Origin of the sequence: Paraburkholderia caffeinilytica, assembly GCF_003368325.1 — a bacterium.
Taxonomy (GTDB): domain Bacteria; phylum Pseudomonadota; class Gammaproteobacteria; order Burkholderiales; family Burkholderiaceae; genus Paraburkholderia; species Paraburkholderia caffeinilytica.
This window is the reverse complement of sequence record NZ_CP031466.1, coordinates 827,400-853,639: the sequence shown is the minus strand read 5'-3', so window position 1 is coordinate 853,639 and position 26,240 is coordinate 827,400. Positions and strand designations below refer to the sequence as shown.

Genomic DNA, 26,240 nt, shown 5'->3' with positions numbered 1-26,240 from the left:
ATATTGGAAATGAATAACCTACATGTCAGGTATTGCTGTGAATAATCTCAGAAGACTGGATCTCAATCTGCTGGTGACACTCGACGTCCTGCTGTCGGAGCACAACGTGACCCGCGCGGCCGAACGCCTGAATTTCTCCCAACCGTCGGTGAGTGTGCATCTTGCCAAGCTGCGCGATGTCTTTGGCGACCCGCTGTTGCTGCCGGGACCCCGAGGCATGCGCCCTACTGCGCGGGCCGAAGAACTACGCGAACCTTTGCGCCAGGCGCTCGATGCACTTGAGCACGCAGTGTCGCCGGCCAGCCCATTCAATCCAGCCGAAGCGAGTCATACATGGCGCATTGCCGCGACCGACTATGCCGAATCGACGATCCTGCTGCCCCTCCTGCCCGGTTTGCGCGCGGCGGCGCCCGGCACGAGAGTCGCAATCGTGGAAGCGGTTCCGCCACGCCTCGCGAAGCAGGCCGAACAGGGCGACATCGATCTGGGATTCCATACCAGCGAAGGCGCGCCGCCCGGATTACGCGGGCGGGTGCTTTTCAAGGAGCGGTATGTGCTGGCAGGTCGCGCGGATCACCCGCGCCTGAAACGCCGGCCAACGCTTGCGCAGTTCTGCAAACTGGAGCACGTGATCGTGTCGCCGGATGGCGGCGGGTTTAGCGGCGTCACGGACGACGCGCTGGCTGAAGCAGGCCTCACGCGCAGGGTTGTGCTTTCGGTGCCGCACTTCCTGTTCATGATGTCAGTCCTCGCGAACACGGACCTCGTGGCGATGGTGCCGGCGCGATTGGTGCGCGGCAATGACGCGCTCCGGGTCGTCGAGGCGCCGGTTGACGTGCCGGGTTATGAAATGACGATGCTCTGGCATGAGCGCTCTCATCGCGACCCGGCACACCAATGGCTGCGGGAGCGCATCGTGGATGCGGTGGCAACGTGAACACCCGGGCAAGTGCCGCAGCCTAGCTCGGCGCCAACCCAATGAGCGGTTGAAAAAACAGGTGCGTTGCCGCATGCGCGGCGATCGCCACGCTCAGTCCATGACGTCGATACAGATACGCCCACAAGAGACCGGGCACAAAAAAACGCAGCGTGTCATAGGCCAACGCGGATGCTTCAAACGGCACATTGATCGCCAGATTGAGCGCATGAGCAAGGATCAACCCCAACCAATAAGCCCCGGGAGCAATCGCGCCATCGTGACGCCACACGCGGCCGATCAGAAACACGAACGCCGAACCGAAAAAAAGCTGGTAGACGATGCCCTCGTTCACGCTGCGCAACACGTAGTAAATCAAACGCACCGACAGCGCCACACCCGGCAACGATTCCGCATGATCGCCGGTCAATGCGGCGCGAAAAACAGCATCGACGAGCAGCAGATACGCTGCGACCGACGCACCGGCAATGAGAGAAAACCGCACGGGATGCCTGAGCCCGTGCGGCACGATTTCAAGCCCGCAACGCCGCGCGCAATAGAGTCCTGCCATGCCAGTCGCGAGCATGAGCAACGCTCGTACTGCGGCGAGATACGCGGTTGCATGAGGAAATGGGAAGCATGGCGGAACGAGCACGGCAAGCACCGCGCCGGTAACCAGCAAAGCGGCCGGAACTGCGTCACGCGCGGTGATGCGCTGAACCGTGGAGCTCGGCGCTGGCTCTTTCATCGTGTCCCCCGGTTGACGCTGAACGGGTTGAGCAACGTGTCATGTTCAACGTCTTATCGCCCGATTCTATCGCGAGGCTTGAGTCGACAGTCCTTCAATCCCGCGGGCGCTCAGGGTCTCACGCCACACGCCGCCCTTCAACCGGATAGCCAGGATCGGTGTAGCCGGGCGTGGAAGCATGGCCGGGCGCAACGAGGCTGTCGACCAGTTTCTCGTCGTCCGGTCCGAGCTGCAATCTCAACGCGTCGACATAGCTGTCCCATTGCGCTTCGGTACGCGGTCCGGCAATGGTGCTGCTAACGCTCCGGTTCTTGAGGACCCACGCCAGAGCGAACGCAATCGACGTCGTGCCGCGCTCGGCCGCATGCCCGGCGATCGCCTGGGCGATCCTGAGCGACTCCGGCCGCCACTCGGTCTGCTGGATGCGCGGATCGCCGCGACCGGCGCGCGAATCGGCCGGTGGCGCGGCATCCACAGCATATTTGCCGCTGAGCACCCCACGCGCGAGCGGGCTATACGAGACGACACCCAAACCGTAGTGATGCGCCGCCGGCAACTGTTCGACTTCCGCGGTACGGTCGACGATGTTGTAAAGCGGCTCGCTGGCGACAGGCCGGTCGATTCCAAGCTGATCGGCAAGGCGCGCGACCTCGGCAATGCGCCAGCCCGGGAAGTTGGACACGCCGAAGTAGCGGACCTTGCCCTGACGGATCAGATCGCCGATGGCACGCACGCCCTCTTCCAGCGGTGCATCGGCAAGCGCCCGGTGAAAGTACAGGATGTCGATGTAGTCGGTGCCGAGCCGTTTCAGGCTGGCTTCGACCGACTGGATGATCCACTTGCGCGACTGGCCCTGCTGGTTCGGAGCTGGCGCGCTCGGGAAACCGAACTTCGTCGCCACGACCCAGTTGTCCCTGCGCTCGGCAATGGCACGGCCGACAATCTCTTCCGAACGGCCTGCGTGATAGACGTCAGCGGTGTCGATGAAATTGACACCCTGGTCGTATGCCTTGTCGATGATCCGCTTTGAACTCGCCTCGTCAGTCTCGCCGCCGAACATCATCGCGCCGAGACACAAGGGGGAAACCTTCAGGGCGCTGCGCCCCAGATACCGATAGTCCATTTATTGTGTGCTCCGTTCAGGCTTTGCCTGAAATAGAAATAACCGGGAGACTCGACCCGGCCGGTCAGGCGTCACGGCTCTCGAAAACCCGTCTCGCAATCGGCAGCGCAGTGTTGGCCGTCGGCCACCCCGAGTAGAAGGCAAGGTGCGTTATCAACTCGACCAATTCGTCGCGGGAAACACCGTTGTCGAGCGCCTTGCCGATGTGAAAAGGAAGCTCGTTGGTGCGGTAAAGGGCGACGAGGCTTGCGACGGTAATCAGACTGCGATCACGCGGCGAGAGCTCCGGGCGCGCCCACACGTCGCCGAACAGCACCTTGTCGGTATAGTCCGCCAGTGCGGGGGCGAAATCGCCAAACGCCTTGCGTGCAACGGTGGATTCATTAGCCATGAAATCATCTCCAACTCAGATCCGGATTGCGATCCGCCATACGGACACCGTGCGTCCATGCCGGCTCGATCACTTGCGACACTCAATTTACCGGCTGCGGAGACAGGCGACTAGACGGTAGAATCAACAAACACTTATGAGTGAGATTCATGAATGGCGCGCGAAAACCTGAACGATCTGCTGGCCTTCCTTGCAGTCGCACGTGAACGCAGCTTTACCAGAGCCGCGGCGAAACTGGGTGTGTCGCAATCGGCGCTGAGCCACACCATCCGCGGGCTGGAATCGAGGCTCGGCATCCGCCTGCTGACTCGAACAACGCGAAGCGTCGCGCCGACACCGGCCGGCGAGCGGTTGCTGGCCACCGTAGGACCGCGTTTCGATGAAATCGACGAAGAGCTCGCGGCATTGAGCGAGCTTCGGGATAAGCCCGCCGGCACTATCCGGATCACAACAGACGAGCATGCGGCGAACTCGATTCTTCAACCGAAGCTGACGCAGCTTCTGTCCGAGTATCCGGACATCAAGGTCGAAGTTATCGTCGACTTTGGCTTGACCGATATCGTCGCGCAGCAATACGACGTTGGCATACGTCTCGGCGATCAGGTGGCGAAAGACATGATTGCGGTACGCATTGCGCCCGACCTGCGCATGACAGTCGTCGGCGCGCCCGCCTACTTTGCGAAACGTTCGCGGCCGAAGGCGCCTCGGGACCTGACTGACCATAACTGCATCAATCTTCGGCTACCGACTCACGGCGGCTTATATGCCTGGGAGTTCGAAAAGTCCGGACACGAACTGAACGTACGCGTGGAAGGCCAACTGGTGTTCAACGGAACCAGCCAGATGCTCCATGCCGCGCTGGCTGGCTGCGGTCTCGCCTATATCCCGGAAGATCTGGCGCGACCGCATATCGCCGAGGGGCAACTCAAGCAGGTTCTCAAGGACTGGTGCCCGACCTTTCCGGGCTACCACCTTTACTACCCGAGCCGCCGTCAATCGTCACGCGCCCTGGCTGTGCTGGTCGACACGCTGCGCTACCGGGCCGGTCCATCCGCGCAACGACATCGATAGCACCGGCCCGATGCGGGCCGTGTGCGCAATCTGACCGGTGCGATCACGCCTCTGCATTCCCGCCGCCAATCGCATCCAGTTCAGCCAGCACCTCGTCGGTCAGGCTCAAGCTTGCCGCCTGCATGTTTTCCCGCAGATGCCCGAGCGACGACGTGCCCGGAATCAGCAGAATGTTGGGCGCACGATGCAGGAGCCAGGCGAGCGCCACCTGCATCGGCGTCGCACCGATCGTTTGCGCGATCGTGGACAACGCCGACGACTGGATCGGCGTGAATCCGCCCAGCGGGAAGAACGGCACGTACGCGATGCCCTTCGCCGCCAGTTCATCGACCCATGCATCGTCTGCCCGGTGAACCAGGTTGTAGTGATTCTGTACGCAGACAATCTCCGCGATGCCCCGTGCCTCGGCGACCTGAGCCGCGGTCGCGTTGCTCAAGCCAATATGGCGAACCAGCCCTCGCCGTTGAAGTTCGGCAAGCGCGGTCACCTGCTTTTCGATCGACCCTTCGGCAGGCGCGTGCACGCTGCCCATCAATCGCATGTTGACGACGTCGAGTGCGTCCACACCGAGATTGCGAAGGTTGTCGTGGACACCGCGCTCGATATCTTCCGGCTCGGGCGCCGGCAACCAGGAGCCATCGTTGCCACGAACCGCGCCGACCTTGGTGACGATCACGAGCTCATCCGGATAAGGATGCAGTGCTTCGCGAATCAGCTGGTTGGTGACGTGAGGTCCGTAGAAGTCGCTCGTATCGATGTGATTGACGCCCGACGCCACCGCCTCGCGCAGCACGGCGATCGCTGCATCGCGATCTTTCGGCGGTCCGAATACACCGGGTCCGGCCAGTTGCATGGCGCCGTAGCCCATGCGTCGCACAGGGTGGCCGGCCAGCGGAAATGTGTTCGCAGGGGTGAAGTTCGACATGGCGCGCTCCTTGACGTGAGATGAGGTGAAGGGTTGAGCAGCAGTATGACGGCGATTGCGTTGTTCGATAATCCGGCCTAAATTGCACAGGTTGTTAAATATTTCGAACAATGGTCATGGAATTCAACGATCTTGCCGCTTTCGTTTCGGTCGCCCGCGCCGGCGGCTTTCGCGACGCCGCGCGCATCAGCGGCGTCTCCGCCTCCAGCCTGAGCATTGCTGTGCGCCGTCTCGAATCGAAGCTGGGGATGCGCCTGCTCAACCGGACCACACGCAGCGTGGCCCCGACCGAAGCCGGCCTGCGTCTGATCGACAAGCTGACGCCGTTGTTCAGCGAGATGGAAGCCGCGCTGGACGTCCTCAACCTGTTCAGGGACAAACCGAGCGGCACACTCAAACTCAACGTGCCGTCGAGCGCCGCGCGCATCGTATTGCCGACCGTCATTCCCCGGTTTCTGAAGGCCTATCCGGACATACGCGTGGAGGTCGTGGTGGAGGATGGCTTCGTCGATGTGTTGTCGATCGGTTGCGATGCGGGCATTCGCTATGACGAGCGGCTCGAGCAGGACATGATCGCGATTCCAATCGGTCCGCGTGTGCAGCGGTTCGCGACGGCTGCGGCGCCGGGCTATCTCGACACGCATGGCAGACCCGGGCATCCGCGCGACCTGCTCGCTCATGCGTGCTTGCGGGGTCAATTTGCCGGCGGCGCTACGCCGACCTGGTATTTCGAGCGCGACGACGAGGTGGTGCAGTTGAACCCGTCGGGACCGCTTCTCGTCAGACCGGGCGCGGCAATCGACCTTGCGGTCAGTACAGCTATCGCAGGCGTGGGGGTGATTCATCTTTTCGAGGACATGCTGCGGCCGCATCTCGATAGCGGCGCGTTGGAGCCGATTCTGGAGCCGTGGTGGCAGCGCTTTTCGGGGCCGTTTCTTTACTATCCGGGACGTCGTCACTTACCGGCGCCGTTGCGCGTCTTTGTCGATTTCCTGAAGGCGGGTGGTTAGTGCGAGCCTTTTAACTACACCCTATATCGGGTCGACTGTCGAGAAGCAATATACCTGCGGACCTGGTGCCGGCCGAAACCAAATAACCGCCTGCCGGCAGCGCGACGCCAGAATCGGACGATCAGGACACTTTAATTATTACGATTAACAAACAAACACATTCCGCCTCGTAATAAACACTCAACTAACTCACACCCGCGCCGCACGAGCCACACGCTGGCTAATTGACGCCCACGCGAATTCACGCGCAACTTTCCGAAGTTGCATTTACGGAAATCCGGTACATCCTTGACAAGGGATGGCAGCGTCACCTATTTTTCATCTGCCGCCAATATACGAATATCCGATTGCGGAAAATGCCCCGAAAAGAACCGGAATATCCAAACCAGATATTTAGTTATTCTACGCATATTGCATAGAGATCTGAATCTATGCGCCTTGAAGTAAGTTGGTCTCACCGCTGCATGCCGACGATGCACCATCGATATTTCGAACTCCGATATATTTTCATCGGCGATAGCGGCCTTTGTGAAACGGTATCTGAACCCACCACCAAGGATAGAGATGAAACGAGACGAGCGTCTTTCCGGCAATAGCCAATATCGCCACAGCAGGCTGCCGGGCCTGGGAACGGGCATGGCAACATTAACGGTCGCGATCACGCTTCTCGGCGGATGCGGCGGAGGGGACGGCGGTTCGTCCTCCGGTACGGCTGTGAGCATGCAGCAGACCGCCGCGAATCAGCAGCTCAGCGCGCAGCAGGCCGCCGCGCAATCGCCAACGGGCAATCAAACCTATGTCGACCCGGTCGCCTATTCGGGCAATGCCACAGATGGCCTCGCACCGGCTCAGGCCTCCGAGAAGGCTGCGGTCATGCACTACCAGTGGACCCTGGGTAAAACGCCGATCAACTACACCACGACGACTGGTCATTTGACGGCCACCGATTCGAGCGGCAACCCCGAAGCCACGATGTCCTATGTCGCGTACACCGCGCCGGGTGCGAACGGCTCGCTGCGTCCTGTCACGTTCGTCTACAACGGCGGCCCGGGCTCCTCCTCGATCTGGCTGCGGCTCGGCTCGTTCGCGCCGACGCGGGTCGCCACGCCCGATCCCGTGTTCGGGAACTGGCCGAACTATCCACTCGTCGACAATAAGGACAGCCTGATCGACACCACGGACATGGTCTTCATCGACCCGCCCGGAACAGGTCTTTCCGAAGCGATTCTGCCGAATACCAACCAGAAATTCTGGACGACCGATGCAGATGTCAACATCATGCGCGACTTTATCCAGCGCTATCTGACGGTCAACAATCGCAGCAGCTCGCCGATTTATCTGTACGGCGAGTCGTATGGCACGCCGCGCACCGACATGCTTGCATTGGCGCTCGAATCGGCCGGCGTGCATCTGACCGGCATCGTCCTTCAATCTGCAATCCTGAACTACTTCGCGGATGCGATCGAGGCCGTCGCCATCACGAACTCGACGAGCGCGCTGGCATTGGATACGGATACGCTGGCCGGCTATTTCCCCGGCTACGCGGAAGTCGCGGCTTACTACAACCAGGTGTCGCCGGCGCCGCTCAATCAGGACCTGTACGCATACCAGGCGAGTCTGTTCGTCACAGCCGAATACAACCGCTTCAGACGGTATTCGCAATCGTGGGTGCTCAGTCAACTCGGCGCGCCGGACGCGCTGGGTACGCCGGTGTTTCCCAATGCCAAAACGCTTCAGTCCTGGACCTTGCCATCCGGTCTGACCTTGCAGGCGCTGCAGGGCTACTTCGGCGCCAACCCGTTCTCGACGAGCCTCCTGCCCGGCACGACGATCGGCCGATACGACGGACGCGTGTCATTGCCGAATTCGGATCCCCGGCTGCAAAACGACGGAGACCCGTCCGACATCCTGATCTCCCAGCCGTTCACCACGGCGCTGGCAACGCAGATGCCTGACTACCTGGGATACACGGCGCCGAACGCGACCTATTTGCCGCTGAACGACAACATCATCCAGGTGTGGGATTTCTCGCATGACGGTCAGCCCCTGCCCGACACGATCCCGGATCTGCTGGGCGCGCTAACGCTCAATCCGCAATTGAAGGTGCTCTCGGAAAACGGCTTTCACGACCTGGCCACGCCGTTCTTCAATACCGAGAAGCAACTGGCACGACTGCAGACGGTGCCCGGTCTGAATCCGGACTTGCAGGTCAACTTCTTCCAGGGCGGACATATGATCTATCTGGATGACGTCGCCCGTCCGCTGATGAAACGGGATCTGGTGCGCTTCTACCGCGGCACACCACTCCCAGATGCGCTCGCCCTCTGGACGCTGCCGCCGCCGTGGCGCGACGAAAGCCCCGCCAGTCAGCCGACCGCCACTGCCACGGCGCAAGCCACGGCACCCTGACTGAACTGACGCGATGTGCCTCGTTCGCGATACTCTATTCACTCAATCAATGCGAGTCATCATGTCCATTTTCGATATGTTGCGGCGTGCCTCCCCGTTGATCGCCCTCGGCTGCTTTGTTGGCAGCGCCTATGCGTTGCCGCCGCAAGCGGTGGCGCCGGCAACGCCGCCAAACGGAGCCAGAGGCGTCGACGGCCCGTTCTTCCCTCAAAACCGTGCCGTCCCCGTCACGCCGTCGACCGGCACGGCACTGCAACAGGAAGCTCAGCAGCGGCTGGAAGCGCGGCTGGGGGCGAACACGGCCCTCAGCAATGGCGCGGCGGTCACGAAAACGCAGGCTCAGACCGCGGGGCTCGGCTACGTTGCCAAGCACTTCGATCAGATCGATACGAGCCATAAAGGAAGTGTGACCCTGAGCGACGTCAGACAGTATCTGCAGCAGCAGGGCCGTTAGCGCGCCATCATTGGCCCAGGCGGTGCTTCTCTGGAAGACCGCTTTCGACACGTGCGAATGGCCGCTGCGGCCATTCGCGCACCTACCTCGCCCCGGCGTACCTGCCAGTCGGCAAACACTCGCGCATGGCGCCGCCGCGGTCGCTCAGTCCTCGCATCACAACCTCCGATGATTTGCCATCGCGTCTCGCCAATTCGGCGAGGTCGAGCAACGCTGCATATTTCGCCGAGCAGTCCGATTCGGATTCAATCGTTCGGTGCACAGTTTGCATGTCGACGCTTGTGATGTGCTCACCCACTGCGATCGCTACACCCGTAGCAACGATCATCGTTGCCAACGCAGTTGCCTTGAACAGCGTCCATGTACGTACCGCTTTGAAACGTGGCCGCACCACCGGCGCGCTTGCGTGCCCGCTCATCCACTCTGGACCGATTCGGCCGGCGTCCTTCGCGGTCCTCATTCGCACGTCGTCGCTCATGACCAGTGCGCCGGCACCCAGACACGCCCCACCCAATGTCCCGGCACCCACACCACAGGGCGCGGCGCAGGAGCCGCATACACGACGCGCGGCGCGACATACACAGCAGGCGGCGGGGGCGGCGGCGGAACGTAGACAACCGGAGGTGGCGGCACGTACGCGACCGGCGGCGGAACAACGACCGGAGGCGGAACGACAACCACAGGCTTCGGCGCCACCACCACCGCCGTGCTACCCGTCGTGACGACGCCGGTAGTCGTAACCGTTCCGCTCGTCGTTACCGTGTTGCCGTGCGTGCCGGTCGTGCTCGTCGACGTCGTCACGACACCCGGCGCTACACGCGTCGCCGTGCCGGAATGATTGACGGTCCCGCCATCGGAGCCGGTCACCGTGCCGGAACGTGAGCATGAAGCGCCCGCGCAGTTGGTCGATGCCGAGTGGTCGACCGTGTTGCCGTTCGAACCTGTGATCGACCCGGACGATGAATACTGGCCAGGCGCGGTTCTGCTCACATCGCCGGAAGTCGTGGCCGTTTTGCCGTCGGGTCCGGTAAGCGTGCCGGTGTGGGAACACGTGCCGCCCGCACAACTGGTGTCACCGGCATGCTGAACCTGGTTGCCGTAGCGCCCCGTCGCAGTGCCCGAATTCGAGAACTGACCCGGCGCGTTGCGAGTCACCGTGCCGGTGTTGGTCGCCAGGCCGCCGTAGGGGCCGACCACGCCGCCGGCATGCGAACAACTGCCGCCGCTGCACGAGCCATAACGCGCGCCGTTGTAGGTGCCATGCGACGTGTAGGCGGTGCCGTGCTGCGACCAGGCGAAAGCGGAAGCGCTGCCGAGCGTGAGCACGGTGACGGTCGCGGTGAGGACGAGCTTGCGCAGGGCGCCGCGCACGGATGCGGGCGCGGTTACGGAAACGGGGAAAGCGGCGGTCGCTGCGACGACGAACGAACAGTTTTTCACGGTATGTCCTTCTTGAATTCGGGCCACTTCTGCGCACTGCAGCGTGGCGACAAACGGACTATAGGAGGACGCCTGAATTTAATCAGCAGCGAAGATATGTCACCCTGTTTCACCCCGGCAGAAGGCTGACAGAAGCCCACTGGGCAAGGCTTTCCGGTTCATTCAAAGGCGCTGTGACATAGGCTGACATAAATTGTTTCAGGTCGGCTCCGCTCGCGCCGCGCGCGGAGCCGAGCGTGCCGGCAAACCCGGCTCGACACTGCCGCGACACTTTTCCGAAACACGCATGTCGTAGGGTTCGATGAACGCGACGGCGGAAGCCGCTTGCGTATGACCCCGCTTACTCTTCTACAAGAGGTGCTCATGTCGGCAGAACGCGAGTCGAAATCCAAAGCCAAGGCAAAAGAAAGCGCGGCGAAAGCAGAAGGCAAACGAAAGCCTGCAAGCAAAGCCGCCGCATCCGGCAAACAGGCCACTGCGCTCGCCGGCAGCCCAAGCCAGCCCGCTGGGGCTTCCACTGCGACAGCATTGCGTCCACGGATGCTGGACAAACCCGTGTTCGCGCAACCGCAGCCGACCGCGGACCCGACGGTGTTTCGCGTACCCCATCCATCGGACGATGCGGCCTATAAGGAAATCGACAAGCTCAATGCCGAGCACAAACTATTTCCGTTGCCGTTTCCCGCACCGAGAGGCGGCGTAGAGCCTCAGCTCACTCTCGCGGAAGTCATGGGCGGCAACGCAAGCACCATCGACAGAATCACAGCCGGCGGACAGCTGGTGTTTCACGCGCTAGGAGATTGCGGCAATACGAAAGGCCCGGCGACCCAGAATGAAGTGGCCGACAAATTGACGGCCGACTTCAACGAAGCCAACGCGAGTGAAGTGCCGCAGTTCGCCTTGTTACTCGGCGACGTCGTCTATAGCTTTGGCGAGAGCCAGTACTATTACGATCAGTTTTACGAACCGTATCGAGACTATCCGGCACCGATCCTCGCCTGCGCCGGCAATCATGACGGGATGGTTTCGCCGGAAGCGCACGCCGCGAGTCTCGCCGCGTTCCTGCGGAATTTCTGTGCGGAGACGTTTGCCGTTACACCCGAAGCCGGCGGCTTGTCGCGCACCGCGCAAATTCAGCCTGGCGTGTTCTTCACGTTCGAGGCGCCGTTCGTACGCGTGCTGGTGATTTACAGCAACACGCTCGAAGATCCGGGCGTGATTTCGGATCCGAACATCGGGCGCACTCAGCTCGACTTTCTCGATGCCGCGCTCAAGCGGGTCAAAGCCGAGCAGTTCAGCGGCGCACTGCTGATCGCGGATCATCATCCGCCGTACTCCGCGGGCGGACACGGATCGAGCGTCGACATGCTCGCGCAGATCGACAAGGTGTGCGAAGCCAATGGTGTGTGGCCGCATGCGTTTCTGTCCGGCCACGCACACAATTATCAGCGCTTCACACGCACGCGCAATGCGGACGGCACGCAGATTCCCTACCTCGTGTGCGGCAACGGCGGACACGGTTTGATCAAGCTCGCCGCACGCGGTGCACCCGCCCTCCGCGCCCCGCAAATCATGCAGGCGGCGTCGGCCACCACCGATCAGGTCGTACTGGAAAACTACGACGACACCAATTACGGCTATCTGCGCATTGTCGTCACCGCGACGCAGTTACGTATCGAATATCATTCGGCGTCCGACGGCCTCAACACAAAAGCCCCGAACGACTATGTGACGGTCGACCTCGCCGAACGGAAAGTGGCTCACTTCGTTGCGTCGGATCTGGGGCATCCCATGGCGGCGAGAGCCGTGCGCGCGCTGGTGCGCTAGCGATCGGGAACGCGGGGCCTTCACGACCGCAAAACACACGGCACCGCGACGCCAGATAAAAAGCATCACGGCTACGCTTTTTTGCAAACCGACACTTTCACAAAATCACGCGCTTTTACCGGGGTAAAACCATGTAATCTCTCGGTTTTCTTTCTGCATCAAAACCGATGAGTCGAGCGTTGGCGAGCGAACAATTTCAACAAACGGCGGCGCACACTCGGCGTCGGCTTATCGTTCTCCGCTTGCGCTGCATCGTGGCGCTACTGGCGTGCGGCATCGCCGCCTTCGCACGTCCCGCTCTCGCAGCCGGGGCCGCGTGCGGCGCACAAGCCGGCCCGGCCGGCCGCCCCTCTGTCGGTCTCGTGCTGTCGGGCGGCGGCGCACGCGGCTATGCACACCTCGGCGTGCTGAAGGTACTCGAGGAAAACCGCATTCCGGTCGATTGCATCGCCGCCACCAGCATGGGCTCCGTGGTCGGCGGCCTGTACGCGAGCGGGATGACGGCGCAGGACATGCAAAACCGCCTCACGGGCATCAATCTCGCGGACATCGCGTTCGACGTCACCGACCGCGCCGACCTGCCGCAATCACGTCGTGAAGACGAGCGGCTCTATGTGAACAGCCTTTCGCTCGGCTACGGCGCCAATGGCTTCCGGCTGCCGGTCGGGCTCGTCCAGGGCAATCGTTTGCAAGCGCTGCTGCAGGACTGGACGTCCGCCGTGCCGGGCAACGCTTCCTTCGACCGGCTGCCGATCCCCTATCGCGCGATCGCAACCGATCTGCGCACCGGCCAGGAGGTGGTGCTCGACCACGGTTCGCTGCCGCAGGCGATTCGCGCCAGCATGGCATTGCCCGGCCTGTTCGCGCCGGCCGATATCGACGGGCGCACACTGGTGGACGGCGGGATCGTCAGCAATCTGCCCATCGGCACGGCGCGCGACATGGGCGCGAGCGTCGTGATCGCGGTCGACATCGGCTCGCCGCTGCGGCCGCTGGATGCGTTGGCTTCTCCCGCCGACGTGATGCAGCAGATGATCGGCATTCTGATTCACCAGAACGTCGCGCGCCAACGCGAACAGCTGCAAACCGGCGACGTACTGATCGAACCGGCGCTCGGCTCCTTGAGCTTCACCGATTTCGCCAATGCAAGCCAGGCGATCGCGGCCGGCGCCGCCGCCACGCGTGCGGCGATGCCGCAGCTTCGGCATCTGGCGCTCTCGCCCGCCGACTACGCCGCATGGCGCGCCCGGCACGGTGTGCCCGTCATGCATCCGGTGCGGATCACGCAGATCGAGATCGCCTCGCAAGGCGCGGTGCCCGAGGCGCGCATTCGCGCCGCGCTGCACGTCAAAACCGGCGACGTCTACGATCCGGTCGCGCTCAACAAAGACTTGCTGGCGCTCACCACCGCGGGCGACTTCGACAACGTGAGCCAGCAACTCGTCGACGACGGGGACAAGCACACACTCATCGTCTCCGCGCAGCAAAAGCTGTGGGGACCGAATTTCCTTCTGTTCGGGCTGGGTTTGTCGAGCAGTTCAACGGATGAAGGCGGCTTCCGGCTGCATCTCGGCTATCGCCGGCCATGGCTCACGCCGTCAGGACTGGAAGGACGCGTGGATGGGACTGTCGGCAGCGATCTGATCAACCTGCACGCGGAGCTGCGGCAGCCGCTGTCGAGTTCTTTCGGCTATTACGTCGCGCCCTATCTCGAGTTTCAGCGCCGCTACGCCAATCTCTACGACGACTCCGGCAACATCAAGATCACGCAATACCGCTTGCAAACCGAGCGAGTCGGGTTCGATTTCGGCTTGCCGCTCGCGCGTCTCGGCGATTTCCGCATCGGTGTGGCATACGCGCATGGCTTCGCGTCGCCGCAATACAACTTGCCGATCGATGATCAGCCCAACTCGCCGCTGCTGTTCCCCGACATCTACGGGCGGCAGCTTAGCGCGCGCGCACGTCTCGTGATCGATCAGCTCGACGACCCGTTGTTCGCCCGCAAAGGTTACTTCGGCGAACTACGCGTGGAGCGTTCGTTGTTCGCGGGCAGCGACAGTTTCACCGAGGTATATGGCAAGGGCATTGTCGCGGCGAGCTACGGACGGCACAGCATCAACGCGAGCATCGAAGCGGGCAACGACTTCGGCGGCACCAATCTGACGAATCCGTTCGGCTTCACGCTGGGCGGTTTCCAGCATTTGTCCGCTTATGCCGCCGACCAACTGTCCGGCAACTCGATGGCGTACGGCCAGATCACCTACATGAATCAGCTTGCCACGTTCAATGCGTCGCCGATTCGCGGTTTGTTTGCGGGGCTGAGCATTGAAGCCGGCAACGTCTGGAACCGCGATTCGGAGTTCGGCAGCGGATCGCTGAAGCGCAGCATAACGGCTTTCACGGCGCTGACCAGTTCGTTTGGACCGATATATCTAGGCGTAGCGTTCGCACCGGGCGGCCGCCATAACTTCTACTTTCAGCTGGGACATACCTACTGATGTGACGTAGGAACGGCGTATTTCACGCCGCTGTGCCCACCGGCCAGCTCAGTTCGAAACGTGCGCCGCTCAGCATCGAGGGATCGGTGACGGCGATGCGGCCGTGATGGGCGCGCAGCACCTGTTGCGTAATCGCGAGACCCAGCCCGTAGCCGCCGGTCTGACGGTCGAGCCGCACGAAGGCATTGAAGATGTGTTCGCGCTGGTCGGGCGGCACACCGGCGCCATCGTCTTCCACGTAGATTTCCACATTGCCGTGCCTGACGCTCAGGCCGACCATGATCCGCGAATGAGCGTATTTGCTGGCATTGCGCAGCAGATTTCGCATCGCGTAGGACATGAGGCGCTTGTCCATCACCACGCGTAGCGACGTGTCGACGTCTACCTGCGCGACGAGTTGCTTGTCCGCGTAAAGCAACGTGGCGTCGGTGATCTGGCTGTCGAACCATGCCGTGAGCAACGTCGATTCGAGGTTCGATTGCAGGGAGCTGTATTCGAGGCGCGCGTAGGTCAGACTCATGTCGATGAGCTCGTCGAGCTCGGTGACGTCCTGGTCGATGCTTGCCAACGCGCTGTTGTACTCGGCCGCGGACGCGGGTTCGCGAAGGTTTTCCAGGGCGAAGCGCACACGGGCCAACGGTGTGCGCAGTTCATGGGAGATGCCGTTGGTGAGTTCGCGCTGCGCGGCGATCAGGCGTTCCATGCGCTCGGCCAAAGCGTTTAACGTGCGGGCCAGGGGGCCGATTATCACGCTGTGCGATTCGCGTGCGCGGGTGTTGAAGCGGCCGCCGGTGAAGTCGATTGCGCGTTCGCGGACCATGACCAGGTCTAGCCAGACTGGGCGCATCCAGCGGTACGCTGTGATTGCCGGCAGCAGTAGGGTTAGCAATGCGATTGGGATCGATGCTTTTGCTGTTGTTAGTGTTTGCCAGATCGTTGGTGATGCTTTTAGTGTCAGGCTCAGGGTTGCGATCGATGCTGCCAGTACTAGCGCTGTTAGTGTCAACAGGCGCGTGTAGACGCGAACGTATAGCCGCGACCAGCTCGGGATTCTGTCTGCCCGGGTGTCCGTCCAGGAGCGGCGGAAATGGTGCCAGCGCCATTTGGCATAGCGGTAGAGGGGTAAGGTTTTTTGCTCCGCTGGAGGTGGCATTTTTTTCTCTTCGCTTCTTTTGATGCTGTTGTGGGTCATTGGGGTTCGCCACGTGTGCGGTTATGGTGTTGGTCCTTTCTTGATCTGGCTTTTGTGCCTTTTCTTGTATTGTTAGTGGTCTATTAGCGTTTGCCCCTGTGCGGGGCGGCACTTACTTTCTTTGCCGCCGCAAAGAAAGATAAGCAAAGAAAGCGGCTCACACCGATCTTGCTAAGTGGGCACCGTGGTTTGCAACGGGTAGTGGTGCATCTGGAATCTGTGTTCGTGCCCTGCTTGCACTCGTGACAAGGGCGTCATTCTTCCGGCGGCGCTGCGCGCGCCGAAGCCCACTTCTTTAAACCAGTCTGGACTTTGGCCTGGTTCCTTCTGCGATCTGCTCGTTGCTCGTTGCTGGTTGCTGGTTGCTTACTTCGCTTGGACCCGGTTTTAGCTCGCTGTTCCGTTTGGCTTCTATGCCCTCTGTACGAATGCCAGTGTTTGTTCCGCTACCGTGTCGCGCTCGTTGTCTAGTGTGATCATGTGGTAGCTGTCGGTCAAGCGCACGAAAGTCACCGAACGGCTTCCCAGATTCTCGCATACGAATTCGGCGGAGCGGATGCTCGTCACCTCGTCCTCCTCCGAATGCATGACCAAGGTCTCGCATGTTACGCGGCCCAAAGCTCGCTTCACCGCGAAGCGCATCCAGTCGACCTGCTCGATCGCCGCCAGTGGAACGTACGGGTAGTGGATGCCGCTCCCTTTCTGCAGATGACGGCGAATCAGATTGCGAATGCGCGCGTTCTTGATGCCGAACGGTTCGCCCTCCGGCACTCGAATCAATCGGCGCAGCCCCGGCACGCAATACATCAGATAGCGCAACGGACGAAGGCGCGAACCGCCCCAGCCGTCGAGGAACAACGGCGGCGACAGCAGAATCAGGCGCCCCGTCGTCATGCGCTCGCGCGCACTCAACATCAATGCCAGCAACGCCCCCATCGAAATTCCCGCGACGTCGACTCGCTCATAACGCTCAACCAGTTCGCGGTATGTGCGGCTCAGCAATTGCATGTAGTCACTCAACGTCACGCGGCTCAACGCGTCAGGGTTCGAGCCGTGGCCCGGCAGCGACGGCAGATGCACGTCGCAACCGATCTGCTCGAACTTGCGGTCGAGCGCGCCGAAATCATGGCGTGTGCCACCCAAGCCGTGAATCATCAACACGGCACGGCGGGAAAGCGGGGAAACGCGAGCGGACATCGCTAAGCCTGTCATTAACAAGCTTGCGATGCTAATCATCCCCGCCTCGCACGACTGTCGATTTGCTACCGCGTTTGTAGAGTTTTGTCGGCCGATATTTCGACGTATTACTCAATCGACACTCGAGATCGACCCAGCCGAACTGCAACCGCAACTCAACTCAACCGCGACCGCAGCAAGCGTCTTCAATCCCATGCCAGCTTGCTGAACTGATAGCCCTTGCCGCGCACGGTCTTGATTCGCTGCGGCGTGGCGGCGTCGTCATGCAGCTTGCGGCGCAGCTTGGAAATGCCGCCGTCGATCGTGCGGTCGAGGCCGTCGAACTCGATGCCGCGCAATTGCCGCATCAGCTCGTCTCGGCTCACCACCTCGCCCGCGCAACTCACCAATGCCCACAGTAAATCGAATTCGGCCGATGTCAGATCGGGCAAGCTGCCGTCCGGCAGTTTGACCGTGCGGCTTGCCCGGCTGATCTCGAACTTGCCGAAGACATAGCTCTCAGGTTGGGCAGCCTCCGGCGCACGCGCGCTCACGCGGCGCAACTGCGCCTTGATGCGCGCCAGCAGCACGCGTGGTTCGACAGGCTTGTGCACGTAGTCGTCCGCACCGAATTCGAGGCCCAGCACTTCGTCGAACTGCTCGTCGCGCGCGGTCACCATGATGATCACGCCGTCGAATTGCTCGCGCGCCTCGCGGCAAATCTGGAACCCGTCCTTGCCGGGAAGATTCACGTCGAGAATCACCAGATCAGGGCGGCGCTTGAGAATCGCCGGCACGGCGTCGTTGCCGTGCAGCACCGTCTCGACTTCGTATTCGTGTTTGCGCAAATATCCGGCGACCAGCGCGGACAGGCGGTCATCGTCTTCGACAAGCAGGATCCGGAATGGCATGGGACGAATCGTTCAGGGCTAACTATCTTGATAGCGGCGGGCAATAGTACAACGCGCTGCACGGCACGGTTACCGCTCCGCATACGCATCCACACGGCCCCGGCACGGCAAACGAACCGGACAAGCCGGCTCGACGCACAGCATAGCGGATGCGTCACGCATCATGCGACACGCTCGACAAAACTCGACAAACGCGCAAGCAATTCGACACGGAGGCGCGAGCCCCGCCACTAGCATCGCCTCGTTGAAATAGCCAGGGGATCCGCCGTGACGACCGTTTCCAACCAGGGGGTTCGCGCCCGTTCGCCGTGGTTCGCGAGAGCCACGGCGTCCTTTGCCGTCATTCAGCAGGCCGCTCATGCAGTCTATCCCGGCACCAGCGTATTTCACCGCTGGCGCCGCCTGCGACTATGGCTGCGCTCGCTGACGTCGTGGCGCTCGACGCAAGTATGGCTCAAAGGCTGCGCCATTTCACCCTTGCATGATCTGGTGCGACGTCACCCCACCGCGCTCGAACGCATGCATCGGCCGTTCCTTCATACGCGCTTCAGCCCGCGCGAACGCCTCACGGCGAGCCTCGATCATCACGCGCTGACACAGCAGCGCGTGCCGCAACTCGCCGCGCGCATCGCCGCCGTCGGCTCGGCTCCGATCGCATCGTTCGGGGTGGGTGCCGAGCGCTGGTATGTGTCGCTCGAGTCGATCGAACAGTTTCAGAAGGAAGGCGACTGGACCTTGTGCATCCGCGATGCGCGGGACCAGCGCCTTGTCTCCTGCACGTTCAGCCTCGCCTTTCTCGGCGGCAAAGTGCGGCGGCCGCGTCTGTGCATCGGCTCCGTGCAAGGACCGGACGCCTCGGTCAACGGCCGCGAGCTGTTTCGCGCGCTCACCAAACGGTGGCACGGACTGCGGCCGAAAGTGCTGGTGATTTACCTCGCGCAATGTGTCGCCGCGGCGCTCGATGCGGGCGGCACCTTCATCGTCTCGAAGCAGGCGCACATCTATGCGAACTGGCGTTATTGCCTGAGAAAGCGTCGCGTGGCCGCGGACTATGACCAGCTGTCGATCGAGTGCGGAGCGCTCGCGCGCTGGAATGGCTGGTTCGTCCTCGCGCCGCCGGCACGCTATCTGGCCGAACGCCAAGGCGACGATACCGGCAACGCAACGCGTCGCAAGCGGTACGCATTGCGACGCGCCCTCGCCGCGCAAATTCGTCTCAGCGTTGCGGCAAGCAAGACACCCCGCCCCTGCGTGCCTCGCCTTGTCGCTTGAATTCGTTGCGATTTTTTATTGACAAGACATGCGGCAAAACGGCACACTCATTCTCATGTTGACGCACACCTCCATCGCTGTCGCGATTAAAAACCGAACAATGCATGCCATCATCGGCAGGCGTTTGGGAGCATGTGCGCGTTAGCAGTCTGAATCTGCAAACAAGACCCAAAGGCCCCGCCGGTAACGGAAGGGGCCTTTTGTTTTGTGGGCGCCTCCGTCCGCCGGCTCGATGACGGAGAGCAAGATGGATCAGGCAAGCCCGCAGTGCAAGGATGACGACTCAAGTCTGTCCGGATATCAACCGGACGAGCGTCTGCCGAAGATAGTGCTGCATTTTTCCGTAGTGCCTGGCGCAACGCTGACATGGCGTGTCGATGCCGACTGCACGCTCAGCGTTCAGGGCGCGCGCTTATGGCTCACGCGCGTCAACGCGCCTTACGATCATTGGCTCGAACCGGGTAACGCATTCAGGCTGCACCGCGGCGAACGCGTGTGGCTCAGCACGGATGGCGAACGCACCGCGCGCGCGTCGTTGACTTGCGTGTTGCCTGCAAAGCGTGGTTTCGTCAGGCGATGGCTGGAGCGTCTCGCATGGTTGGGCCTGGAGGCACCGGCGGCCCGGTAGCACGCCTCTTCGCGACTCGATGGTCGAACGTCCGTATCGTAGAGAAGCAAACACCCCTGCAATGAGGGGTGTTTGCCGATCAGCCATGCCGGCTGCGAGGAGACAGTCATGCCGCGTTGCGTGGCTGCCTGGTATTGCTTCAACGCGGATTGCCTGAACGTGGATTGCTTAAGCGCAAGCTGCCTGAACACGTGCCCCTTACCGACGTGGTATTGACTGCACCATTTATTGCGGCGTCACCTGCACGGCCGCTGCCGAAACGAATACCGCGTGAACCGTATCGCCGACCTTGACGCCCTTCAGATCGACCTCCGGACCGACTTCGAGCGTTTGCGTCTGATACGCACCGCGCAGCGTGACGAGGCGCTTCTTGTGATCGATCTTCTGCACAGTGGCGAGCACTTCGACCTGACGCGCGGATTCAAAGCCGCCCGATGCCGGGGCATACACCTGCGTATCGACGCGCGCACGAATGCCCTTATCTGCGCCGGTGACCTTGTCGGCCTTCACCAGCAGCGCATTCTTGTACAGCACATCCACCCGATCGCCGACCTTCAGCTGATCGAAGCCCGCAACCTCCTGGCTCACCAGCACGACCACCACGTTGCCGCCCGGCCCTTTGAGCGTGAGCGTGCGGCTGCCCGGATCGATACCGACGATCTGCGCCTTCACGTGCACCGGTTGCACTGCGCTGACGATGCCCTGCGCTGCACTGGCCATCGCGTCTTGCGCCCACGCCGGTTGTGCCGCGGCGAAAGCCGCTGCCATCAACGCTGCTCCAATCGTCGCTATCTTCATTTACTTTCTCCTCGATAAATTGTTCGATCCGGCGTGACGGCGATCTGAAATCGCAGGATGCCGATTAACGCCACGAATGCATACCGCCTCAGCGTGTCCATTACTAAATCGGTACGGCGCAACGATTGTACATGCCTTACAAGAAGCTACAGCTGTTAAATGTGATTTTCAAATCAGTGAGCGGCATCTTGCAAAATGCTGCATCGTCGCGCCGCAGCGGCATCTTGCCGATCGACCGCACTGCTTTAATCTGCCAGGCCATCCATATAAGGCGACAATACCCAATATGCATAAAACATTAAGCGGATACTGCGCGACAATGCGATTACCTCATTATTATTTATATCGACAGCATTCACCGCCATGCAATCGGAAACCGCATTAACACCGATTAAACAGCAATTCAATGCCCGGTGAATTCATCCGACGCGCAAAACAAAACAGCCCCGTCGCCGAAGCGAAGGGGCTGTTCATCATGCGGCCAGCGGAGCGCTGTGCGCGAAGCGCCGGGATTCAAGACGCTGCAACGCTTCCCTGCACGAGCGCTAAACCGCTAAACCATTACACACGTTCGATCGCGATCGCGATGCCCTGGCCGACGCCGATACACATCGTGCACAGCGCGAAACGGCCTTGCGTGCGGTGCAGCTGATACATCGCGGTGGTGACCAGACGCGCGCCGCTCATGCCGAGCGGGTGGCCGAGCGCGATCGCGCCGCCGTTCGGATTCACGCGTGCGTCGTCATCCGCGACGCCGAGCGTGCGCAGCACTGCAATACCTTGCGAGGCGAATGCCTCGTTCAGCTCGATCACGTCGAACTGGTCGATGGTCATGTTCAGGCGCGCCAGCAGTTTCTGCGTGGCCGGCGCCGGACCGATGCCCATCACGCGCGGCGCGACGCCTGCCGTTGCGATACCCAGCACACGCGCACGCGGCGTGAGGCCGAAGCGCTTCGCGGTTTCTTCGTTGGCAAGCAGCAGCGCCGCCGCGCCGTCGTTCACGCCCGACGCATTGCCTGCCGTGACCGTGCCGTCCGGGCGCACCACGCCCTTCAGTTTGGCGAGCGCTTCCAGACTGGTTTCGCGCGGGTGTTCGTCTTGCAACACGGTGATCGGATCGCCCTTTTTCTGCGCGATGGTCACACCGACGATTTCCTGCGCGAGCGTGCCGTCGCGTTGCGCCCGCGACGCTTTCTGCTGACTGCGCAGTGCAAACGCATCCTGATCGGCACGGCTGATCTTGTAGTCGGTCGCGACATTTTCGCCGGTCTCAGGCATCGAATCGACGCCGTACATCTGCTTCATCAGCGGGTTCACGAAACGCCAGCCGATCGTCGTGTCGAAGATATCGGCCTGGCGCGAAAATGCGCTGGTGGCCTTGCTCATCACGAACGGCGCACGGCTCATGCTTTCGACACCGCCGGCCACCATCAACGCGGCCTCGCCCGACTTGATCGCACGCGCGGCAATGCCGACCGCGTCCATGCCCGAACCACACAGCCGGTTCACCGTGGAACCCGGCACGCCTTGCGGCAAACCGGCCAGCAACAGCGACATGCGCGCGACGTTGCGATTGTCTTCACCGGCCTGGTTCGCGCAGCCGTAGATCACGTCGTCGATCGCGCTCCAGTCGACGTCCTTGTTGCGCTCCATCAGCGCTTTAAGCGGCACCGCGCCCAGATCGTCGGCGCGAACCGACGACAGCGAACCCGCATAGCGGCCGATGGGGGTGCGAATCGCGTCGCAAAGGAATGCTTCGGTCATGTGATGTCTCCAGTTGGTGTGCTGCATGCGCTGCGCCGGTAGCGGATACCTGCTAGCGGCGTCTGCCGCTAGCGCCTCCCGCGAGCCGGATGCTCCGCGGCATCGACCCGGCGAGTGCAATGGGAAACGGCCGCACGGCAGCCGTCACTTCGGTTCAGCTTAGCGCAGGATGATGAACGATGGGCTCGGAATCGCGGCCACTTGTTCTATATACGAACATAAGGTCATATATCGAACAACTAGCCTCGATAATAGACGTGTGCCCGAAACCATGTCAAGCGAAGCCGGCCCAGAACCAGGGAATACCTGCGGGCCGGTGGCGTCGGGCAATGATGGGTTAAAAGATCTGAAGATTGACACGCTGGTGCCGGCAAACGTGTTCTTACGTCTGCCGGCACGAGGCTTGGGATCGTCCAGCTGTCCGGGATGCCTTTGCGGCACCAGCCGAATACGCAGGTTATCAGCGGATCTGAATACCTTCGTCCGCGATATAAGCGCGAATCACATCGGCGAAGCTGCGATCGCCAGTCAACCCGAACCGTTCGGCACGCGAGGGATCCCACTGCCCCGGCCAACTGCCGACGATCTTCTCCACACGCGCATCGGGCTGCCATAGGATCCGCCTGGCGGCTTCGTCCCCTGCGACTTCACTCAGCGCCGCCACCATCTCGTCGACGCTCACCGAAATCCCCGGCAGATTCAGCACGCGCTGGTTACCGAGCGCAGCGGAATCGAGTTCGAGTCCGGCGATCAGACTTTCGACGGCTTTGCGCGGCGACAACAGCCACAAACGCGTCGTGCCCGCTACCGGGCATACCGCCGTTTCGCCGTTCAAAGGCTCGCGAATAATGCCGCTCGCAAACGAAGACGCCGCTGCATTCGGCCTGCCCGGCCGCACGCTGATGGTGGGCAGCCGCAACACGCGGCCGTCGACGAAACCCCGCCGGGTGTAGTCGTTGAGCAGCAATTCCGCAATCGCCTTCTGCGCGCCGTACGACGATTGCGGATTCAGCGCGGTATCGTCCCGCACGACCTCGGGAAGATCGCCGCCATACACGGCCACCGAACTCGTGAACACCACGCGCGGTGTATGCCCACGCTGCCGGCACGTTTCCAGCAGCAGGCGCGACGCGTCCAGATTGATGCGCATGCCGAGATCGAAATCCGCCTCGGCCTGCCCGCTCACGATCGCGGCAAGATGGAAGATGGCCGACGTCTTGTCGTCGATCACGCGCTCGAGCACGCTGCGTTCGGCGATGTCGCCCACTTCCGTGCGTACGCGCGCGTCGCCGAAATCGCTTCCGTGTACCACGTCGAGCAGCACCAGTTCGGTAATCGCTTCCGGCTTGCCGTGCGCGTCCTTCACTGAACCGCGCGCCAGCAGTTCGCGCGCGAGACGTTGACCGAGAAAACCCGCACCGCCGGTAATCAGTACTTTCATGATCTGCTTTGTCCTTCTCTGGTTCTGGTTAGCGAGCGGCGTTCAGATACGGCCTGAGCCAGCCGAGCCCCTCCGACGTGCCGGCGCGCGGCCGGTATTCGCAACCGATGTAGCCGTCATAGCCCAGCGTGTCGATCAGATCGAACAGATAGGGATAGTTCAGTTCGCCGATATCCGGCTCGTGGCGCTCCGGCACGCCCGCGACCTGAATATGACCGATGCCCGCCATATCGCGTTTGAGCTTCACTGCCAGGTCGCCTTCGACGATCTGGCAGTGATAGCAGTCGAACTGCACCTTGAGATTCGGCGCGCCCACTTCCGCGCAAATCGCCTGCGCGTCGTCCTGGCGGTTCAGAAAGAAGCCCGGCATGTCGCGTGGATTGATCGGCTCGATCACGACGGTAATGCCGTCCGCTTGCGCGGCCTTCGCGGCATACGCGAGATTCTTCAGATACACCTCGCGATGCTTCGCCCGCGGTTGATCCGCGCCGATCAAACCGGCCATCACGTGCAGTTTGCGATTGCCGAGCACGCGCGTGTAATCGAGCGCGGTTTCGATGCCGCGGCGAAATTCGTCTTCACGGCCAGGCAGCGAAGCAATGCCGCGTTCGCCCGCGGCCCAGTCGCCCGGCGGGGCGTTGAAGAGCGCCTGGGTCAGACGGTTGTCGTCCAGCCGCGCCTTGATATCCACGGCGGGGAAATCGTAGGGAAACAGAAACTCGACCGCCTCGAACCCGTCTTTTGCCGCAGCGGCAAAACGGTCGAGGAAAGCGTGTTCGTTGTACATCATCGTCAGGTTGGCGGCGAACCGGGGCATGGCAGCAACTCCTTGAAAACAGTCAATTCCGCGTGCGGCAACGGCAACAGGCGGCACGCGGCATCCGATCTAGCGATTGACCAGCCGGGCCGGTGTCAGCCACGTGGCAATCGCGCCGATCACCAGCATGCCGGCCAGCACATACATGCCGGTCTGCGTGCTATGCGTGAGGTCCTTCAGATAGCCGATCATGTAGGGACTCGCAAAGCCCGCGAGATTGCCGATCGAATTGATGATCGCGATGCCCGCAGCAGCGCTCGCGCCGGACATGAATGCGGTCGGCAACGACCAGAACAGCGGCGCACAGGTCAGCACGCCCGCTGCGGCCAGCGAGAGAAATGCGATCGACACGACCGTATTGTCCGCAAACGAAGCGGCCACCGTAAAACCGATCGCGCCGAACAGCGCCGGCACGATCAGATGCCAGCGGCGCTCGCGGCGCTTGTCCGCGCTGCGGCCCATCAGGTTCATCACGACGATCGCGCACAGAAACGGAATCGCGCTGAGCAGGCCGATATTGAATGCGCCGCTCACGCCGGTCGATTTGATGAGCGTCGGCATCCAGAACGTCAGGCCATATTGCCCGGTGACGAACGCAAAATAGATCAGCGACATCCACCACGTGCGCGGATCGCGGAACACCGCGCCGACCGAATGCGCCTCTGCTTTTTGTTGCGGCTGCGCGGCGGCGATCTCATCGGCGAGCAAACGCTTTTCGTGCTCGCTCAGCCATTTTGCGCTGGAGATGTTGTTGTCGAGATACAGGATCGTCGCGATGCCGATCGCAATCGCGGGGATCGCCTCGATCAGAAACATCCATTGCCAGCCCGCGAAACCCGAGTTGTTGTGGAACGACTGCATGATCCAGCCCGACAGCGGATTGCCGAAAATCCCCGAGACCGGAATTGCCGACATGAACACCGCGATGATCTTCGCGCGCCGATGCGACGGAAACCAGTACGTCAGATAGAGAATCACGCCGGGGTAGAACCCGGCTTCCGCCAGCCCCAGCAGGAAGCGCAAGATATAGAACTGCATCGGTGTCTTAACGAACACGAACAGCGCCGACATCAGGCCCCACGTGATCATGATCCGCGCGATCCAGATCCGTGCGCCGATCTTGTGCATCAGAATGTTGCTCGGCAACTCGAACAGGAAGTAGCCGATAAAGAACACGCCGGCGCCGAGACCGAACACCGTTTCGCTGAACGCGAGGTCTTGCGACATTTGCAGTTTCGCAAAGCCGACATTCACACGGTCCAGATACGCAACCACGTAGCACAGCATCAGGAATGGCACGATGCGCCAGAAGACCTTCTTATAGGTGCGCTCGACCTCGGCAGCGCCGGGTTGTCCCGCAGCGGCTGCAATGGGGCGGCTCGATGCCGTCTGATAGGAACTCATGCATTGTCTCCTTCTATTGATAGCC

General features: G+C 61.7%; 23 protein-coding genes. 9 read left to right on the top strand and 14 right to left on the bottom strand.

Going from position 1 to position 26,240, the window contains the following annotated elements; all coding sequences use genetic code 11:
• Window positions 1-22: 22 nt before the first annotated feature.
• Window positions 23-937, top strand: coding sequence for a LysR family transcriptional regulator (locus DSC91_RS03800; protein WP_115776897.1), 915 nt, complete (start codon window positions 23-25; stop codon window positions 935-937).
• Between the two features lie 22 nt (window positions 938-959).
• On the opposite strand, the gene DSC91_RS03795 is transcribed toward DSC91_RS03800, so the two are convergent.
• The 3 genes from DSC91_RS03795 to DSC91_RS03785 all read right to left on the bottom strand — a co-directional run bounded on the left by DSC91_RS03795 (window position 960) and on the right by DSC91_RS03785 (window position 3,178).
• Complete coding sequence (locus tag DSC91_RS03795; protein ID WP_115776896.1) at window positions 960-1,664, bottom strand: hypothetical protein; 705 nt, start codon at window positions 1,662-1,664, stop codon at window positions 960-962.
• Window positions 1,665-1,782: 118 nt separating this feature from the next.
• On the bottom strand, window positions 1,783-2,787 hold the full coding sequence (locus DSC91_RS03790; RefSeq protein WP_115776895.1) for an aldo/keto reductase: 1,005 nt from the start codon (window positions 2,785-2,787) through the stop codon (window positions 1,783-1,785).
• Window positions 2,788-2,851: 64 nt separating this feature from the next.
• Window positions 2,852-3,178, bottom strand: coding sequence for a carboxymuconolactone decarboxylase family protein (locus DSC91_RS03785; RefSeq protein ID WP_115776894.1), 327 nt, complete (start codon window positions 3,176-3,178; stop codon window positions 2,852-2,854).
• A gap of 153 nt (window positions 3,179-3,331) precedes the next feature.
• Here DSC91_RS03785 and DSC91_RS03780 point away from each other — a divergent pair, with 153 nt between their 5' ends.
• Complete coding sequence (locus tag DSC91_RS03780; protein WP_115776893.1) at window positions 3,332-4,249, top strand: LysR family transcriptional regulator; 918 nt, start codon at window positions 3,332-3,334, stop codon at window positions 4,247-4,249.
• A gap of 43 nt (window positions 4,250-4,292) precedes the next feature.
• Here the strand turns inward: DSC91_RS03780 and DSC91_RS03775 are convergent, their stop codons facing one another.
• Complete coding sequence (locus DSC91_RS03775) at window positions 4,293-5,174, bottom strand: aldo/keto reductase family oxidoreductase (protein ID WP_115776892.1); 882 nt, start codon at window positions 5,172-5,174, stop codon at window positions 4,293-4,295.
• 116 nt (window positions 5,175-5,290) lie between these two features.
• On the opposite strand from DSC91_RS03775, the gene DSC91_RS03770 reads away from it, so the two are divergent.
• The 3 genes from DSC91_RS03770 (at window position 5,291) to DSC91_RS03760 (ending at window position 9,047) form a co-directional block, all read left to right on the top strand.
• The gene (locus tag DSC91_RS03770; RefSeq protein WP_115776891.1) at window positions 5,291-6,184 is read left to right on the top strand and encodes a LysR family transcriptional regulator; all 894 of its coding nucleotides are present in this window, start codon (window positions 5,291-5,293) and stop codon (window positions 6,182-6,184) included.
• A gap of 564 nt (window positions 6,185-6,748) precedes the next feature.
• Window positions 6,749-8,593 carry a S10 family serine carboxypeptidase-like protein gene (locus tag DSC91_RS03765; RefSeq protein WP_115776890.1) on the top strand — a complete coding sequence of 615 codons (1,845 nt, stop codon included), beginning with the start codon at window positions 6,749-6,751 and terminating at the stop codon, window positions 8,591-8,593.
• Window positions 8,594-8,642: 49 nt separating this feature from the next.
• On the top strand, window positions 8,643-9,047 hold the full coding sequence (locus DSC91_RS03760; RefSeq protein ID WP_115776889.1) for a 2-oxoglutarate dehydrogenase: 405 nt from the start codon (window positions 8,643-8,645) through the stop codon (window positions 9,045-9,047).
• A gap of 82 nt (window positions 9,048-9,129) precedes the next feature.
• Here the strand turns inward: DSC91_RS03760 and DSC91_RS03755 are convergent, their stop codons facing one another.
• Together DSC91_RS03755 and DSC91_RS03750 are read right to left on the bottom strand one after the other, a co-directional pair.
• On the bottom strand, window positions 9,130-9,525 hold the full coding sequence (locus DSC91_RS03755; RefSeq protein WP_229758283.1) for a hypothetical protein: 396 nt from the start codon (window positions 9,523-9,525) through the stop codon (window positions 9,130-9,132).
• Entirely contained in the window at window positions 9,522-10,487 is a 966-nt protein-coding gene (locus DSC91_RS03750) for a hypothetical protein (protein ID WP_115776888.1), read from the bottom strand. The genes DSC91_RS03755 and DSC91_RS03750 overlap by 4 nt, the downstream gene beginning before the upstream one ends.
• A gap of 540 nt (window positions 10,488-11,027) precedes the next feature.
• On the opposite strand from DSC91_RS03750, the gene DSC91_RS03745 reads away from it, so the two are divergent.
• Window positions 11,028-12,314 carry a metallophosphoesterase family protein gene (locus DSC91_RS03745; protein WP_229758282.1) on the top strand — a complete coding sequence of 429 codons (1,287 nt, stop codon included), beginning with the start codon at window positions 11,028-11,030 and terminating at the stop codon, window positions 12,312-12,314.
• A gap of 242 nt (window positions 12,315-12,556) precedes the next feature.
• On the top strand, window positions 12,557-14,812 hold the full coding sequence (locus tag DSC91_RS03740; RefSeq protein WP_425272031.1) for a patatin-like phospholipase family protein: 2,256 nt from the start codon (window positions 12,557-12,559) through the stop codon (window positions 14,810-14,812).
• A gap of 22 nt (window positions 14,813-14,834) precedes the next feature.
• Here the strand turns inward: DSC91_RS03740 and DSC91_RS03735 are convergent, their stop codons facing one another.
• The 3 genes from DSC91_RS03735 to DSC91_RS03725 form a co-directional block, all read right to left on the bottom strand.
• Complete coding sequence (locus DSC91_RS03735; RefSeq protein WP_115779679.1) at window positions 14,835-15,965, bottom strand: ATP-binding protein; 1,131 nt, start codon at window positions 15,963-15,965, stop codon at window positions 14,835-14,837.
• 450 nt (window positions 15,966-16,415) lie between these two features.
• Window positions 16,416-17,201 (bottom strand): alpha/beta hydrolase, encoded by a 786-nt coding sequence (locus tag DSC91_RS03730; protein ID WP_162831328.1) that lies wholly within the window; start codon window positions 17,199-17,201, stop codon window positions 16,416-16,418.
• Window positions 17,202-17,386: 185 nt separating this feature from the next.
• Window positions 17,387-18,091, bottom strand: a complete 705-nt coding sequence (locus DSC91_RS03725; protein ID WP_115776884.1) for a response regulator — start codon at window positions 18,089-18,091, stop codon at window positions 17,387-17,389.
• Window positions 18,092-18,358: 267 nt separating this feature from the next.
• On the opposite strand from DSC91_RS03725, the gene DSC91_RS03720 reads away from it, so the two are divergent.
• Both DSC91_RS03720 and DSC91_RS03715 read left to right on the top strand, forming a co-directional pair.
• Complete coding sequence (locus DSC91_RS03720) at window positions 18,359-19,363, top strand: DUF535 family protein (RefSeq protein WP_162831327.1); 1,005 nt, start codon at window positions 18,359-18,361, stop codon at window positions 19,361-19,363.
• Window positions 19,364-19,610: 247 nt separating this feature from the next.
• The gene (locus tag DSC91_RS03715) at window positions 19,611-19,991 is read left to right on the top strand and encodes a DUF2917 domain-containing protein (RefSeq protein WP_115776882.1); all 381 of its coding nucleotides are present in this window, start codon (window positions 19,611-19,613) and stop codon (window positions 19,989-19,991) included.
• 225 nt (window positions 19,992-20,216) lie between these two features.
• Here DSC91_RS03715 and DSC91_RS03710 read toward each other — a convergent pair whose 3' ends face one another.
• The 5 genes from DSC91_RS03710 to DSC91_RS03690 form a co-directional block, all read right to left on the bottom strand.
• Window positions 20,217-20,789: a hypothetical protein gene (locus DSC91_RS03710; RefSeq protein ID WP_115776881.1), complete on the bottom strand. Its 573-nt coding sequence runs from the start codon at window positions 20,787-20,789 to the stop codon at window positions 20,217-20,219.
• A gap of 561 nt (window positions 20,790-21,350) precedes the next feature.
• Entirely contained in the window at window positions 21,351-22,553 is a 1,203-nt protein-coding gene (gene pcaF / locus DSC91_RS03705; protein WP_115776880.1) for a 3-oxoadipyl-CoA thiolase, read from the bottom strand.
• A gap of 460 nt (window positions 22,554-23,013) precedes the next feature.
• Entirely contained in the window at window positions 23,014-23,994 is a 981-nt protein-coding gene (gene denD / locus DSC91_RS03700) for a D-erythronate dehydrogenase (RefSeq protein ID WP_115776879.1), read from the bottom strand.
• Window positions 23,995-24,022: 28 nt separating this feature from the next.
• Window positions 24,023-24,811 carry a 2-oxo-tetronate isomerase gene (otnI, locus tag DSC91_RS03695; protein ID WP_115776878.1) on the bottom strand — a complete coding sequence of 263 codons (789 nt, stop codon included), beginning with the start codon at window positions 24,809-24,811 and terminating at the stop codon, window positions 24,023-24,025.
• Window positions 24,812-24,880: 69 nt separating this feature from the next.
• Window positions 24,881-26,215 (bottom strand): MFS transporter, encoded by a 1,335-nt coding sequence (locus tag DSC91_RS03690; protein ID WP_115776877.1) that lies wholly within the window; start codon window positions 26,213-26,215, stop codon window positions 24,881-24,883.
• Window positions 26,216-26,240: the final 25 nt, after the last annotated feature.

What these genes read in the sequence shown, in the direction of transcription:
- DSC91_RS03715 (WP_115776882.1), top strand. Translation starts at nt 19,611, where the DNA reads ATGGATCAGGCAAGCCCGCAGTGCAAGGATGACGACTCAAGTCTGTCC.
- DSC91_RS03800 (WP_115776897.1), top strand. Translation starts at nt 23, where the DNA reads ATGTCAGGTATTGCTGTGAATAATCTCAGAAGACTGGATCTCAATCTG.
- otnI (WP_115776878.1), bottom strand. Translation starts at nt 24,811, where the DNA reads ATGCCCCGGTTCGCCGCCAACCTGACGATGATGTACAACGAACACGCT.
- DSC91_RS03785 (WP_115776894.1), bottom strand. Translation starts at nt 3,178, where the DNA reads ATGGCTAATGAATCCACCGTTGCACGCAAGGCGTTTGGCGATTTCGCC.
- DSC91_RS03690 (WP_115776877.1), bottom strand. Translation starts at nt 26,215, where the DNA reads ATGAGTTCCTATCAGACGGCATCGAGCCGCCCCATTGCAGCCGCTGCG.
- DSC91_RS03745 (WP_229758282.1), top strand. Translation starts at nt 11,028, where the DNA reads ATGCTGGACAAACCCGTGTTCGCGCAACCGCAGCCGACCGCGGACCCG.
- pcaF (WP_115776880.1), bottom strand. Translation starts at nt 22,553, where the DNA reads ATGACCGAAGCATTCCTTTGCGACGCGATTCGCACCCCCATCGGCCGC.
- DSC91_RS03730 (WP_162831328.1), bottom strand. Translation starts at nt 17,201, where the DNA reads ATGTCCGCTCGCGTTTCCCCGCTTTCCCGCCGTGCCGTGTTGATGATT.
- denD (WP_115776879.1), bottom strand. Translation starts at nt 23,994, where the DNA reads ATGAAAGTACTGATTACCGGCGGTGCGGGTTTTCTCGGTCAACGTCTC.
- DSC91_RS03760 (WP_115776889.1), top strand. Translation starts at nt 8,643, where the DNA reads ATGCGAGTCATCATGTCCATTTTCGATATGTTGCGGCGTGCCTCCCCG.
- DSC91_RS03780 (WP_115776893.1), top strand. Translation starts at nt 3,332, where the DNA reads ATGGCGCGCGAAAACCTGAACGATCTGCTGGCCTTCCTTGCAGTCGCA.
- DSC91_RS03795 (WP_115776896.1), bottom strand. Translation starts at nt 1,664, where the DNA reads ATGAAAGAGCCAGCGCCGAGCTCCACGGTTCAGCGCATCACCGCGCGT.
- DSC91_RS03790 (WP_115776895.1), bottom strand. Translation starts at nt 2,787, where the DNA reads ATGGACTATCGGTATCTGGGGCGCAGCGCCCTGAAGGTTTCCCCCTTG.
- DSC91_RS03725 (WP_115776884.1), bottom strand. Translation starts at nt 18,091, where the DNA reads ATGCCATTCCGGATCCTGCTTGTCGAAGACGATGACCGCCTGTCCGCG.
- DSC91_RS03775 (WP_115776892.1), bottom strand. Translation starts at nt 5,174, where the DNA reads ATGTCGAACTTCACCCCTGCGAACACATTTCCGCTGGCCGGCCACCCT.
- DSC91_RS03765 (WP_115776890.1), top strand. Translation starts at nt 6,749, where the DNA reads ATGAAACGAGACGAGCGTCTTTCCGGCAATAGCCAATATCGCCACAGC.
- DSC91_RS03735 (WP_115779679.1), bottom strand. Translation starts at nt 15,965, where the DNA reads ATGCCACCTCCAGCGGAGCAAAAAACCTTACCCCTCTACCGCTATGCC.
- DSC91_RS03710 (WP_115776881.1), bottom strand. Translation starts at nt 20,789, where the DNA reads ATGAAGATAGCGACGATTGGAGCAGCGTTGATGGCAGCGGCTTTCGCC.
- DSC91_RS03770 (WP_115776891.1), top strand. Translation starts at nt 5,291, where the DNA reads ATGGAATTCAACGATCTTGCCGCTTTCGTTTCGGTCGCCCGCGCCGGC.
- DSC91_RS03755 (WP_229758283.1), bottom strand. Translation starts at nt 9,525, where the DNA reads ATGAGCGACGACGTGCGAATGAGGACCGCGAAGGACGCCGGCCGAATC.